The organism is Psychrobacter sp. NZS113 (genome assembly GCF_015864825.1).
GTDB lineage: Bacteria > Pseudomonadota > Gammaproteobacteria > Pseudomonadales > Moraxellaceae > Psychrobacter.
Genome location: NZ_JADYWL010000009.1, coordinates 95646 through 110634 on the forward strand (window position 1 = coordinate 95646; position 14989 = coordinate 110634).

At 40.3% G+C, this 14989-nt stretch carries 8 protein-coding genes; all 8 read right to left on the reverse strand.

Annotated features, from left to right (window positions below):
• Positions 1-47: 47 nt before the first annotated feature.
• Complete coding sequence (locus I6E61_RS12940; protein ID WP_197135126.1) at positions 48-1412, reverse strand: hypothetical protein; 1365 nt, start codon at positions 1410-1412, stop codon at positions 48-50.
• Positions 1413-1421: 9 nt separating this feature from the next.
• Positions 1422-3584 carry an ATP-binding protein gene (locus tag I6E61_RS12945; protein WP_197135127.1) on the reverse strand — a complete coding sequence of 721 codons (2163 nt, stop codon included), beginning with the start codon at positions 3582-3584 and terminating at the stop codon, positions 1422-1424.
• The gene (locus tag I6E61_RS12950) at positions 3581-4801 is read right to left on the reverse strand and encodes a DNA cytosine methyltransferase (RefSeq protein WP_265091301.1); all 1221 of its coding nucleotides are present in this window, start codon (positions 4799-4801) and stop codon (positions 3581-3583) included. Before I6E61_RS12950 ends, I6E61_RS12945 begins: the two co-directional genes overlap by 4 nt.
• Positions 4802-4858: 57 nt before the next feature.
• Positions 4859-5020, reverse strand: coding sequence for a DUF2256 domain-containing protein (locus tag I6E61_RS12955; RefSeq protein WP_197135129.1), 162 nt, complete (start codon positions 5018-5020; stop codon positions 4859-4861).
• 51 nt (positions 5021-5071) lie between these two features.
• Positions 5072-5302: a DUF2256 domain-containing protein gene (locus I6E61_RS12960; protein ID WP_320158593.1), complete on the reverse strand. Its 231-nt coding sequence runs from the start codon at positions 5300-5302 to the stop codon at positions 5072-5074.
• 259 nt (positions 5303-5561) lie between these two features.
• The gene (locus I6E61_RS12965) at positions 5562-11714 is read right to left on the reverse strand and encodes a DNA repair ATPase (RefSeq protein ID WP_197135130.1); all 6153 of its coding nucleotides are present in this window, start codon (positions 11712-11714) and stop codon (positions 5562-5564) included.
• A gap of 237 nt (positions 11715-11951) precedes the next feature.
• Positions 11952-12443: a hypothetical protein gene (locus I6E61_RS12970; protein WP_197135131.1), complete on the reverse strand. Its 492-nt coding sequence runs from the start codon at positions 12441-12443 to the stop codon at positions 11952-11954.
• Between the two features lie 300 nt (positions 12444-12743).
• The gene (locus I6E61_RS12975) at positions 12744-14822 is read right to left on the reverse strand and encodes a flotillin family protein (protein ID WP_197135132.1); all 2079 of its coding nucleotides are present in this window, start codon (positions 14820-14822) and stop codon (positions 12744-12746) included.
• Positions 14823-14989: the final 167 nt, after the last annotated feature.

Sequence of the window (14989 nt, forward strand, 5' to 3'; positions counted from 1 at the left end):
AAGAGTTTGTAATATTATTAAACTCACCTATTTTTAGGTGAGTTTTTTTAAAACAAAGAAGTACCTATTCTTGAGACATGATTTGCATAAGTATTTCCGATATAATCCATCATTTCTTTCTTAAAATTAAATAAATGCTTTATGTTATTTTCATCTAATTCATTATGGTTAAGTGTTAATACAAAATTTTTATTCAAAAATATATTAAAATATTCGTTATTTACTTCATCGAAGAAACTTGATTTTAAATCCAATACAGATTGCTTCAAAACATTGCAATGCACTTGCAAGCTATCCATGTATAAATCGTAGCATTCTTTTGGAATCTTGAGACCAACTATATATTTATTAAACCGAACCTTGTCTTGTGAATAGTCACAAGCAGAACTTACTTCTATTAGTATAAATTGAACCTCTCCACGAGAAGCACTGGGAAAGTCAATTATAGTTTCTGCAATAACTCTTTTTTGGTTATTGTAGTTGAATTTTTCCTTAAAAAAAGCTTTAGGATCCTCTACCCTAAAAACAGCTCCTCTTGTATCGAATGACTTTGGGTGTTCATCTATATGAAATAAGCTATTTAATTTAGGTAAATTGTTATTTTCAGTAAAATGACAATCTCTTTTATTTACATTACTAAAATCTAGCAATTCATCCCAAACATTCTCTCTACTAGCACTTTTAACAAATTTATCGATAATTATAGGGACCAAAGCTTCAGTTAAGCTTTTTGATGGATGGGCTTTTGCACGATTAAAACCAGCATGGGTACTAGCTATAGTACGTAAGAAAAGCTGTAGATTAACATGATAACTATCCTCATCCCAAACACTCATGCTATCTTCATTAGCAATATCCAAAATATTAAACATAAAGTTTTGGACTTCATCTTGTAGTATTTTTTCGAACGTCATTAAGTTATAAAATATAGTATTTTTTATTACACTTTCAACCATAGACTTTTTATCAGATTCGTTTTTAAACTTCACTTTATCAAGACCTGAAATATGAACTGGATTAGGAAGACTAACTTCTCTTTCGAGGATATATTTCTTGAATTCGTCCACAACTTCGATATGCTTTGTCCAAAAAATTAAGGCATACGGAGTATTTTTACTATGTATTACATCGATAATAGCTTGAGCCAAATCATTAAAGACTTTCCTTAAAGAAGAGTTAGTTCTCCAGTTTATATCCTCTATAGAATTTGTATCAATGGCTGTTGCAGTAATATTTACATCAAAAAAAACAATCCTGATATTTTCGTGCTTTTTATGATTCAGCTCATCTTGTTCATACAAATAAGTTAAAACTTCACAACTCATATCATTTTTAAAAATATAAGCTAAATCATCTATTTCACCCTGCTCATCATCAACAATTAAAATATTTTTAAAGGAATCCAGTTTCATAATACAGCCCTATTTCTTTGGAAAAACTAATGCAATACAAGCACCATTGTAAATTTTTGGAATGTCATAGTCAGAACTATCTAATATTAGTAACTGTCCACCCATTGACTCAAGTACAATATTTGATAAATACAAACCAATTCCCATACTATTATCTTTAGAAGTTACAAACGGCTGTATTACTACTTCACTATCCAAACTGAAACCTGGACCATTATCAGTTATTATCAAAGCATTACCATTAAAATTATCAACATCAGTCGTAATATGAATTGCTTTTTGAGTATTCTTATCGTTATAACCTAGAAAATAGATAGAATTATCAATAATATTATTTATAGCTGACAATATTAGATTGCTTTTACCCCTAATTTGAAAATCACTCACTTCCTCCGTAAGAATAGGGGATGAGAATAAGACGTTGTGTGAACTAAATCGACGTTCATAGATTTGATAAGCTCTTTTGATTGAATCGGAAACCTTGAAATCTTTTTCTTTTGTTGATTTCAAAAGAGGTGTGAAGGTATCAATTACACTTACTAGACTTTTTACCTTTATCCTGACATCGTCAATTTCCGATTTAGAGTCTGTATATTCTAATCTTTTCTCAATATCACGTAACTCTCTATCTACTTCATGAAACACAATACTTAGATTTAAGCCAGACATTCCCGATTGAACCATAACATCTCTCATAACAATATAGTCTTGCTCGATTCTTCCGACAAGTGGCTCAAACTCTTTTTCTATACCTTTATCCTTTAACTTATCTTTAAGTTCGTCAATAGTTTCTGACAGTCCAGCTTTCTTAACAGGCTTAAACCCATCTACATATTCCTGTATCAGATCTCTATCGCTACCTGCCTCTCTTTCAAACTTTCTAAAAACTTCTAATATAGTTATCTTAAGTATGTCGAAGTATTTATTTTCTGTAAAACCTTCTCTATTTGTTTTCTCTATTAAAGTCTCGTTGGTGTCACCAAGTGGTAAATTGATTGCACCGATAGTAACCTTTCGAGAAAAGTGGTCACCAGCTCTTTGAATTTTTTGATAATCCAAACCTAGCCAATCGTCACCTACTTCGCCATAGTTAAAAACTCTCACTCCATCTCTATATATTCTTACGCCATAATTATCTTTAATAAATTGTTTAATAGCTGTTTTTTCATTTTGAAAAAATAAACTGACAATATTACCATTTAAATTATATACATAGAATTCACCCTGAACTTTACCAATACCATCGAGATCAGCATTTGTTAATTTTCTTTTACTGTCTTTTTCAGAATCATCATAGTATTCGTTTAGTAAATCTTTAACATCTAATGTATCTTCATTTTTAATAACAGTTCTATTACTAAATTTTGAATCAGCAACATTTTGTTCATTAAAAACGTATCTCCATGAAAATTTTGCTACATCTATATCTTTATCACTGGATTTTTCTAAGACAAAGTTAAACTTATAAACCGCTTTTTTTAGTATTGCTTTAGGTCCGTGAATATCTGCTATCCAGTCATTTTTATCACCTAAATCAATTGAGACGTTAAACTCATCCTCGTTATTTTCAGTAATTTCAAAAGGGGATTTAATAGAACTAACCTTACGGTAAAAATCACGAATTTTAGTTTTATTCCATTTCTTATCTTTAAAGTCTGTCAGAATTATCTCTGTACCTTGCCCATCTGAAAACTCTTCTTTATTGTCTTCATAAGAATTCAGTTCAACTTCAATATTTTGTATGTACTCTTCACTATCTATTAAATTTTGCCAGTTAAAAGAAAGATGATGAACTATATTTGAATCTAATACTTTAGTTTTCAAGTCTATGTTTGAGGCTATTTTATGCACTGCAAGACGTCCAACGCCTTTATTGCCAAGAGATATCCGACCTTTGTTACTTACCTTGCGATTTGACCCTCTTTTGAAGTCAGTCCCTAGCGTCAACCAAACCTTGTCAATTACTTTACTGGTCATACCGTGACCATTATCTCTTATAGTTAACCTCTGATTATCAGTGCCAATACCTTCAAAAATAATATCAACATTTGTAGCATCTGCATCGTATGAGTTTTTAACCAGTTCAAAAACTGCTAAGGCATCACTACCAATTAACTCATCACCTAATAGTGATAAAATATGGCTTCTAGCTTTTAACTTTGCTTTTGTCATAAACTTCCCTTTATTTCTTCAGCTATTTTTAAAGCCATCAATGGCGGTACAGCATTACCAATCTGTTTAAAAGCGGCGCTCCTGCCACCTTCAAAATAATAATCATCAGGAAAAGACTGAATACGAGCTGCTTCCCTTACTGACAATGATCGCACTTGCTCTGCACTAGGATATATATAGTAATGACCATCTTTAGCAATATGCGCAAGCACGGTATGACTATAGCTATTTATATCAACTACCTTAAAACGGTCTATAAATGAATTCTGATTTTTATGTGTTTTTAGTTGTTCTGGTAAATCACCATATTTAAGTCTTTCTCTGTTATTTAACCACTTATCAATAGCTATTTTATATATCTCTAAATCTCTATCATTATGCGGTCTTGCCACATGCTGAGTGACAAAATTCATATCACTACGTATTTCTGATTTTTCCAAGTATTCATTAGTATTTTTAGCATACTTAGTGATATTGTTTTTATCGCCCGGCTGGAGATAAGCTAAATCTTCTAGGATGTTGGCTACAGTATATGGATTAGATTCTGCTACAAGATCAGGATAAGAAAAATCACTACCTTTCTTCCAGCCAATAATAATTACACGCTTGCGGTTTTGAAGTACACCATAATCAGATGTATTTAATACTCTTGAATCTAGCTCATAACCTAACGTTTTAAAATACTCTTTTATATCGCAAAAATAGCTTCCATTGTCTGCACTTAACAAACCTAAAACATTTTCAAAAACAAATACTTTTGGACTATATTTTTCAAGAAAAAGACCATACTGCTTATACAGCAAATTTCTTGGATCATCCTCTTCAAGCTTGTTGATACGATGCCGACCGACGACAGAATAGGCTTGGCAAGGAGGGCCACCAATAATCAGATCAATCTCTCTGCCTTGGCACAACTCATCAATACGATTGAATATATTTGTATTATCCTCACCAATCGACGCATTGATAACATTATCAAGTTTATTCGGTACACTTTCAGATAAGTCTTCGTGCGAAATATTACCCAATAAATAGTCGTAATATACCTGTAATTTATTAGCACTTTTCAAAGCATAATAGTAATTTCTAGTTTCAAGTGTTTTACAAGCATGAGCATCCATTTCAACATGGGCAATTGGCTCAAACCCTGCTTTCACAAAACCTTCTGACAACCCGCCAGCACCAGCGAACAGGTCAATAAAAGTCATTTTTTTCATCAAGCACTCACTTAAAAACATGTAACTTTAAATGATATCATGTTATCAGAATCAGGCTCATTTTGATTCAAGATTATTAATATTCACCTTCCCCCGCCGACACCGCTCAGAACAATAAATCACCTGTTCCCAGTCTTTCTCCCACTTCTTACGCCACGTAAATGGGCGCTGGCAAACGGGGCAAGTTTTTTGCGGTAAGTTTATTTTTTTATGTGCCATGAGCTGCCCCCTTGTGCCGTATATCTAATATCTATGGTTAATTATTACTGCCTATTTATCTTCTTTTTGATGATCCAGCCCTTCATACTTTTTCACCCGTCGGCATTGGTCTGAGCAATAAACCATGCTCTCCCAGTTTTTATCTAGCTTCTTAGTCCAACTAAATTCGCGCTCGCAGACGGGGCAAAGTTTTTTGCGGACGTTCTTCTTTTTGTGCGCCATAATTTTCTCATTGGTTTGATATAGTCGATTCACTACCATCGGATACGGTGTCAGGCTCACTTAATCTACTATTTATAGTGATTTCACTCGCCGTTATCGTATCCAAAGTAGCTGTTGCCGACTATATTACCACTGTCTCTTAATCATAAGCCCTATTTATAGTGCTATTCATAAGTGATGTTCATAAGTGATGTTCATAAGTGCAAGTCATCAGCATTGCTCATAAGCGTTAATAATTAAGCATTAACGCTTAATCGTTAGCCATCAATCATAGCTGTTAACCAGTAGTGACTAATCGTCAGCTATTAATCAGTAGTGATTAATCATAATCATCAAAGATTTTATTAAGTCGATTGAGACTATTGACGATTAGCTTACCAGATTGATCGGTGCTGGTATCAATCGCCAGCTTCTCATCCATCCGCATCGTCAATGGCTCTAATGCTTGCTTGAGGGCAGTTGCCATCAATGCGGTCTGCTGATGAATATTAGGGATATCGCTATCGGCTGTTTGATTATCATTATTGCTAACCAAGCTATCCGCCATTTTTTGCGCCAGTTGTTCAACGGCATTGACCAGCTGCACCATGAGCTGTTTTTGTGCATATTGGTTTTGCTTGAGATACTCGCCTTCTGACTTATGATCGTGCTTATATATTTGCAGCAATTGACTCACGCTTTTCTCAAAGCCGTTATCAATACTGTCGCTGACGACTTTGGCATTATTAATGACGCTATCGGCAAGGATTTTCTGTGCTTCTAATTGGCCGTTTAGCTGGGCATCGAGTTGCGCTTGTTGACCTGCTTCTCGTAAGCGAGCGATTTGCTCTGGGTCGTTTTTCGTTAAGTATGTCTCAAACTGGCTACTGATGGCATTGAAGCCACTGGCCAAGTCGACCAACTGGGCAACGATACGCGCGCCCGTATCACCATCTTCACCGCCCATGGCTTTGTTACGCAAGAAATCAGCTTTGATTTGTGCCCAACGCTGCATTTCTTCTTCGGTCAAGACACCACGCATCTCACCAAGCTTGAGCAAGTTGCTCTCTGCGCCTTGGGTCAATAGCTGCGACTCGCCCAGATAGTGATCATCTATCAGCTGGTTCAGCTCTTCTTCATTCATGACCGCCGATAGTTTTTCGGTCATCTTGTTCATATTACGATAACTGCCCTGTAGCTTAAATATCGGCTCAACGCGATATTTATCGTCTTGCGAGGCGGAGGCAATATAGGCTTGGTTGACGTCCAGAATGACTTCTTGCACCCTAAACATATGGCGCAAGATGGCGATAATCTCGTTAACTTCTGAAGTGCTATACGGATACGTCAGATCGCTGCTTTGTGCTTGGGCAAGATTCGCATTGTCCGTTTTTGCCATTTTAATCAAACGATGTACATCGCTTAAGTCACGGTTGGCCATTGGTGCGAGGACGGTATTAGAGGTCAGCGAGTTTTCGATATAACTGAGTGCAAACACTTCTTCCATGCCGCTCATGATATCGCCTAAGTTGTAGATATCGGCACGATTGGCAAGCATGTCAGGCACTTTAAAGGCCTCGCCGCTTTCGGTATACGGGTTACCTGCCATGACCACGCAGAACTTTTTGCCACGCATGTCATAGGTCTTGGTTTTACCTTGCCAGACACCATCGATACGGCGTGTACCGTCGCCCAATGAGATAAACTTCTGCAAAAATTCCGCATGTGTATGTTGAATATCATCGAGATAAAGCATGACGTTATTGCCCATTTCAAAGGCCAAGTTGATTTTATTCAACTCTTCTCGCGCAGTAGCATTGGGTGCTTTTTCGGGATCTAATGAGGTGACGTCATGACCGAGTGACGGACAGTTAATCTTCATAAAGATAAGGCCGAGACGATTTGCCACGTACTCCATCAAGGTGGTTTTACCATACCCTGGTGGCGATATCATCATGAGAATACCCATCAAATCAGTACGCTTATCCTCGCCGACCGTGCCCATCTGTTTGGCAAGATTGTCACCAATAAGTGGCAGATAGCTCTCGTTAATCAGACGGTTACGCACAAATGAAGACAATGGACGCGGCATAAATTCGTCCAGTCGCAACGTCTCTTTTGAGTCATGCAATATCTCGGAGCGCATGGCCAGATATCGTCTATAGGCAGGGATAACTTGGGTATCATGATGATGCAGACGATTTAAGAAATCATCGACGGCAAAGGTTAAGGTCTGCTGATGAATACGTATATGCTCACCCAGCAAGTTATTAACTTGTATCTCAAGCGATACCTTACCCGTGCTACGCTCAAAGCTTTGCACTTGATTGAGCGGATTATTAATACTGGTCAATGAAGCCGTTGATGAGGTAATTGAGGAATATGACAAGGCCGATGGTGTGCCACTCGCGCCTTGATTGCCTAGTCCGTTACTACCTAAACCTTGGTTACCCAACCCTTTATTGCCTAGCCCTTTATCAAAGCTAGCACCTGAATCAATGAGGCGCTGTACCAAGGCTTCACGCTGGGCATCATTTAACTGGGTAAGTAAAACAGCAATCGCTTCCGGCACATAATGACGGCCACTTTCTAATTGCTGCTTGCGTAGCGCTTCTTTTTCCTTACTCTCAGCAAGCTGCTCTTCACTGAGTGTCTCGCCTGCCTCATCCGTGCCATTAGCTGTTGCGTTAGCCGACTCATTACGACCATAGGTTTTATCAAGTAAGGCATGAAACCATGTGGCTAGTAGCTCATAGGCTGATTTGGGTTGGAAGCCAAGCTTGCCGATTGAAGACTGTAATTGGTCAAAACTGGCCGTATTTTGCGTGCTGCCTGACGTGCTATTCAATGTTTGGCTTAGCTGCTCACACAACTGCTGTGCTTGTTGACTGGTTTGCCATTTTATTATGTTATGTGCGCCTGCATTCGATTCCGCTGACTGCCCCATGACGCTCACCAAGTATTCACAAGCAAGCTGAACATAACTTGGTTTAAAAATATTGGCGTTATGAACATCACTGGTATTTGAATCTGGTTCTGAATGCTTACTAGCACCGTTGTCAGCGCTAAGACTGTCATCATTATGAGCCATAACAAAATGACGCATTACTTGGCTCATGTCCTCGACCAATAGAGACTTCGCAGTATCGCTGCCCAATGCACGGCGCAGTTGCTCGGCGGTAGCGGCTCTATCCGTCCAGTTATTTGCACGTGTCAGCACTGATTCATTTAACCAAGCGTCATAACCAAATTGACGCAAGCTGTCTAGACCAAGCGCTTGTACGATGTTTAGTTGCCAATAAAACAACTGCGCCAACGCACGTACTTGCGGGGTATAAATCAGCAACCCTGCTTCACGCAACGTTGGCAGGATTTGCATCAATAACAGCGTGGCATCATGGTCATGAATGCCTTTGTCATAACCAAGCTGATAGCGAGGGGTGGCATAAGCTTTGACCAGTTTAGACAATGAGCTGTCATTATCAATGTCGCCATTAACATCTAGGGTAATGACAGTCGCATCGTATGCTTGATATAGACGGGCTTCGGTCAGTCCGTCTTGACTGCTCTTAGCACTTTCGATAATGCTATAGGCTAAGTACTCGGCGCGGTACACCTTGTCAGACTCGGAGGCGATATTCATGTCCCAGTACGGGCGCAAGGCGTTTAGCTCAGCATTATTAAGCACTTCATAATAATCTGTACCCGTTAGATGCAAGTTCAGCACGCGCTTGCCATCTGACTGTTGACGACTCAATAAGGTCAAATCAAGCGGCTGAGTATTAACCGAAAAGCGGTGCTTACCCAGCTTAATGATTTGACCACCATCTTCAAACAAGTCCGACTTGTCTTTTAGACTCTTATAGCTCTCGATTTGAATGGCTTTTAGACGGGCATCGATGTCATCTGCTTTTACGCTAAAGCCCATCGCTTGCAGCTCTTTTGCGATGTTGCGGACTTTTTGTACCAGACCATCAGCCGCAAAATAAGTATTTAACGCTTCTTCTTCTGTAAAGCCTGTGACACCCGTACTTTGCGTACGCTTTTTAATACTCTCCAGCATCCGCAGCGCGCCATCACCTAAGTTTTGTGCTTTGCGGTTGCGAGCATCGAGCAATTGCTGCTTATGGTTTTCAAAGGTTTCGTAAATCTCTTCACGCTTGCTGATGATATCGGCTAAAAACTGATCGCCGCTGTTGGTCTCTGGATCAGCGAACTGGCTCTCTAACTCTTCTAGCTGGACCAGCAATTTTGCCATTTGCTCGTCTGATTTCTCAGGCGTATTGGCAATGGATAAGGCGTTGGCAATGGACTGACCGAATAGCTTAAACTGCGCGCCAAATTGCGCAACGGCCTCTGCTGAGCCTAAATTTTTGCGTTTGTGATTAAGCTTGGCTTTGCTTTGGTTTAGGCTGGCATAAATGGTCGATATGTCATCGATAATTTGCGTACGCACGGTAGCATCGGCTACATCTAGCGTGCCTAGCAGCTCGGTTAATAAATCTAACCCTTGCGCTGTCTCATCGATTTTTTCTAGTACAGGTTTTAGCTCAGCATTAGTTTCAGCCGTGTTTAAACGCTCACTGACATCGACCAATATGCCTTCGTAACTTGATAGCGCTTCTTCGCCACTTAAAAACAATACCGTTTTTTCAGCCAGCTCGCTTTCTGCCTCTTCTAGCTGCGTCTGTAATGCTTGTAGCTTATCGGCATCTAGATATCGCAAATCTTCCAAGCTGACTAAGCGGCCTTTTTGGCGTCTTAATGCTGACAGCTGATCGACATAATCACTGGCCGACTCAAAGCTAGTGACCCGTATCTGCCGCAAAATATCACTTTGCTGCGTATCAGCATCAGCTAGCGCCGTTTGGGTTTGCTTTTGGATACTTTGTACTTTAGCGAACTCATCAATGACCAGCTCCGCTGTCGCTGTCACTTCCTTAATACTACTGGCGACTTCGCTCAGCTCAGGCTCAGACAACCAATAATAGCTGTCAAAGAGTCGGCTGGTATTATTGGTAAGCTCTTCATAGAGCTTCTGTGACACGCTTTGATTATCAATCAGGCGAGTAATGCTATACAGGTCTGAGATGCCGCGCACCAGCTCTTTATTGCCAATCTTGCCATAGAAACTCGTGCTCTCTGGCAGCTCACTCACATACTCGTGTGAGGCATAAGGCGTGTGCCATATCTGCATTGGGTGAATACGAGACGGCTCACTTTGGTCACTAAACAGCACCAAGCGGCCATTCTCAGCCAAAGCCATACCGTTACAATAGATAGGGTTTGCCAACTGCTTTTTAATCAGGTTATAAGGAAACAACCCCGTGACGCCCAAGTCTCTATCATAAAATAAGAATAGAATATCTTCCCCATTCGGCGATACAATTTTACGCTTAAACCGTAAGTCAGTAGCGCCAACATTATTGGCCTCGAACAGCTTATACTCACCCGTCTGTAGATAGTAACCACCCGGAAACATGATGCCGTGGTCTTCTGGTAGCTGAACACACGACTGTCCAATCGCATCCAAACGCAGCACCGCTTCGGTCAAGGTGTTATAAACAAAATAACGGTAGTCTTCTTCACGATAAGGCAATATTTTGAGCAGTATTAGACTGCCGACTTTGGCATACGCAATCTCAGCATCGGTCAGCGACTGGGTGCGGTCATTGACTGGTTCGCTATAAATACCTTGCCCTGACTGTGTATTGTCCTCAATCTTAATGGTCAAATCACCACCGACCGTTTCTACAAATATCGTGTCTAAGATATTCATATGGGGATATTTGCCATTCACCATTTGATCGCGTGTGGTCTCAATCCAGTCAAAATCATAAGCAGGTGGCAGTTCAATGTCACGCTCGCCTCGATTGTCCACATAAGCGACTTGCGCCGACTCTGGTGTGCCTTGGCTAAAATCTAACGCAAAACGGAACACCCGAATATCAGTGATGCGCTCACCAATCTGAAATGCCAACAGCAATTTGCTGTCTTTCACCGTTATTTGAATCAGGCGTGTTTGCTTGTAATATCGATACAGCTCATTGAAGTCTTGGACAAAAGCGTCTTGAGCCAAAAAAGTGCCTTTTAAGTCAACCTCTTCGAGCTGATACTCTTCTTCATTACCAGCTGGCTCGTTCAGGCGATATAACGACAATACGTCTTTGATGTTGCTCGCGCGTTTGAGCCCCATAAAAACGTTGTAGCCAAACAGTAAATAATCGCCGACCTGCACCATGTCTTGTGCCACACAGTTGTATTCGGTACGAATACGGGTACGGGCGATGACTTGCATTTGGGTGCTGCCAAACTCTTCGAGACGCGCATTATTTAGCGTCTGCGTCTGCTGCTCTAAACGGCCGCCTTGTTCCGTCAGACGTTTTTTGATCAGCTCATAAGCATTGCCTGAAGCAACTGCCTGATCGGTTTGGTTGGCTTGATTAGCGTTATCGTTGCTGTCTGAATTTGTTGAGTTTTGCGTGTCCGCCATCGTTGCTCGTCCGTTTCTGTTTTTACATAATATAGCCAATCCTTTATAAAAGAGCTACAGAGTTAACCTCGCTTGAAGTATCACATATACATCTGCACTCGGTTGCCTTGTATCTCTTTTAAACTGAATCCACTATAAGAGAATTTTGGGCAATAAAGAATCATTGAAAGTAAAGAAGCACTTGGCTAATCTAAAAAAACGAGTCGTCACTGCTATTTTTTTAGATTAGCCAACTCATCATCTAGGAGCTTTTTGCAACAGTATATTTACCATGTCATCGAAGTCTGCTTTATTCACAAAATTGACATCTGGTATGACAATCTTTCCCTGAGAAGAATCGATGCGTAATTGACGAACTTTGGATATTTTTTGTATTTTAATCTTACTTAGTTCACTATACCTAACCGTTAGCATTTTATTACTAATTGAACTTTTAGGTGTTGTCATTTGAGAATCGTATAGCGTAATCAGGCTGGAATCTTGAAACGATTTCTTAATTGTTAATAAACCTTCAGTCGCTACCATCAAGCACAAAACAGATATTCCCCACCAAAAATAATTGGCCATATTGGGCGATAACTCAATCATGTTGAAAAAACTTAAACCTTTGTTGCTATACAAAGCGTTATAAATACCGAATAAAGCAATTAGTCCAGCGAAAATAAAAACTCGAATTCCGTGAGATTTAGAAACTTTATACTCGTACTGCCTTAATACTTGATCGCTCATAAGTTTTTCCATACCCTATACTTTTACTACTATAAAATATTAATATTTCATACAGACGCAGACGTCATAGCCTTGGAATGTATAAAAAAACGTATTGTCAAATTTCACTACAATTTTAACGTTGCAAGGTTCAAAAGCTGGGTTAAAAGCGCCAGCCTAGAACAACGAAGTCAAATTAGCCAAAAAAATCTGCCGCCTAAACGACAGATTTTTTATTTTAAAGAATATTACTCATTCATACTGTTGGATAAAAACCTGCTCACTAATATTTGCCCATTAAGACTAGGCATTTTGACCCTATTAATAAGTCGTTTTATCATCATTTTTCTGGTTTGATTTCATGGCTTGACTGGCCATCACGCCATTGATGATACCGCTCAATGTGTCTGACTTACCCGCTAGGCCATCGATGGCTTTACCGATAGACAGTGACTTGGCAAAGTTATCAAAGAAATGCGCTTCGCCGCCAACAATATCGATTTTGGCTTTCTGTAACGCGACTGCCAATACTTCAGCATTTTCTTTCGCAATCTCTTTACCAGCGTCAATCGATGCCAATGCTTCTTGCAATGCTGTCTCAAGGCTCATACGGAATTCTTCGTGCTCACGTGCTTCTTTGCTCATGCTACCCATGGCATTGAATTTCTCGACCAGACCATCTGCTTCGGCTTGGAAATGTGCGCGAGTAACTTCGGCTTTTGCCAATCCAACTTCGCGTTCTGCTTTGGCATTTGACTCACCGCGAGCCGCAATGACTTGAGCCTCTGCCATACCTTTTTCACGCTCAGCTCTGGCGGTAGATTCACCGCGAGCGGCGATGATTTCTGCATCGACCATACCGATATCACGCTCAGCTTTTGCCTTGGATTCGCCACGAGCCGCGATAACCTCAGCATCTGCCATGCCTTTTTCACGATCTGATTGCGCTTCAGCTTGTCCAGTTGCTTTGATAACATTGGCTTTCGCAATGCCTTCTTTTTCCAGAGAAGCCGCTTTGACTTCTTGGATAGCCGCTTCAGCGAAGCCATGTGCTGACTCTTCTGCTTTGGTACCTTCGGCCATCTTGATTTTGGCTTCTGAATCTTTGGCAGATGCTTCAAGATTCGCGGCAGCCAATGTGGTAATTTCGACGGCTTTGTGCTTGGCAGACAGCTCTTCTGCTTCGGCTTTTTTCACCTGACGTACTTTGATTTCTTCCGCATCGGCTTCTGCTGCTAGGACGCGTGTTTGCTTAGAACGCTCAGCCTCGCTAATTTCGCGAACTTCTTTGATACGCTCTTCTTCTTGCGCGACAGTTTTGTCCACTGCGATACGCTCACGAATGACGTTGGCAATTTCTTTTTTCTCAAGCTCAATCGCACGTTCAGCTTCGATACGTTGCAAGTCAACTTCACGCTCACGGGAGACAATTTCTAAATCACGAGCACGCGTGACTTTTTCTTCTTCGATGACGACTGCACGCAGACGATTTTGACCTGCTACTTCGATTTCACGCTGCTGATTCTCACGTTGAATGGCCAAATCCTGCTCAACCGAGATAACGGCAGTTTCAGACTTTTTACGCTCTTCTTCTTCAATCTTGCGAGTTTCAGCCGTTTCACGTGCAATCACTGACGAGATTTCACGTTGCTGTTTGGCTTCGGCATCGGCTTGCTGACGCTCTAGCTCTAGCATCGCCTCTCTGGTTTCGACATTCTTTTTCTTAACGGCCAGCTCTTCATCACGTTCAAGCTCATTGGTGATGACGTTTTGAAAGGCCGTTAATTGAGTAATCTTTTTGATACCTTCAGCATCTAAGATATTACTTGAATCTAATGACGCTTTTGGCGTTTGCTCTAAATAATCAATCGCCACATCTTCTAAGACATAGCCATTCAGATCGTTACCAATTTCTTGGACGATACTGTCACGAAACTCACTGCGGTTTTCAAACAGTTTGACGAAATCAATCTGCTTACCAACTGTTTTCAACGCTTCTGAGAACTTAGCATTAAACAGCTCGTTGACAGCGACTTTATCTGACGCACGCTCAACCCCAACCGATTTGGCGACTTTTAGCACATCTTCTTCGGTTTCATTGACGCGTAAATAAAATGCCACGGTGATATCAGCACGCATGTTGTCTGCGCAAATCAAACCTTCTTTACCGCGTCTGTCCACTTCTAAGGTGATGAGCGAGATTCTCATCAACTCTTTTTTGTTGATGACTGGCCAAACAAAACCACCATCAAAACGTACGGCAATTTTACTCACACCGTTAATAATGAGTGCTTTGCCCTGCTCGACCTTAAAGTAAAAGGCCTTGAGCATCAGTAGTGCGACCATCATAAAAACAAACGCCAGCACTACAACCACGCCGACGATAATGAGTGTGTCCATATCCATTCCTTTAATTAAAACATTCCATAATCAATTCTATATAAATCAGATACGCTATCAGGCCTGTTAAATGTACTGTTTATAGCACCTTTTATAGCACGTGTGCTTTATAGCCCTGTCGCGCACTATTCGTATATCTGCATTACTCTGAATCGACTATAACCAAA

Excerpts from the sequence above, each read along its gene's own strand:
- I6E61_RS12940 (WP_197135126.1), bottom strand. The coding sequence starts at position 1,412 with ATGAAACTGGATTCCTTTAAAAATATTTTAATTGTTGATGATGAGCAG.
- I6E61_RS12945 (WP_197135127.1), bottom strand. The coding sequence starts at position 3,584 with ATGACAAAAGCAAAGTTAAAAGCTAGAAGCCATATTTTATCACTATTA.
- I6E61_RS12950 (WP_265091301.1), bottom strand. The coding sequence starts at position 4,801 with ATGAAAAAAATGACTTTTATTGACCTGTTCGCTGGTGCTGGCGGGTTG.
- I6E61_RS12955 (WP_197135129.1), bottom strand. The coding sequence starts at position 5,020 with ATGGCACATAAAAAAATAAACTTACCGCAAAAAACTTGCCCCGTTTGC.
- I6E61_RS12965 (WP_197135130.1), bottom strand. The coding sequence starts at position 11,714 with ATGGCGGACACGCAAAACTCAACAAATTCAGACAGCAACGATAACGCT.
- I6E61_RS12970 (WP_197135131.1), bottom strand. The coding sequence starts at position 12,443 with ATGAGCGATCAAGTATTAAGGCAGTACGAGTATAAAGTTTCTAAATCT.
- I6E61_RS12975 (WP_197135132.1), bottom strand. The coding sequence starts at position 14,822 with ATGGACACACTCATTATCGTCGGCGTGGTTGTAGTGCTGGCGTTTGTT.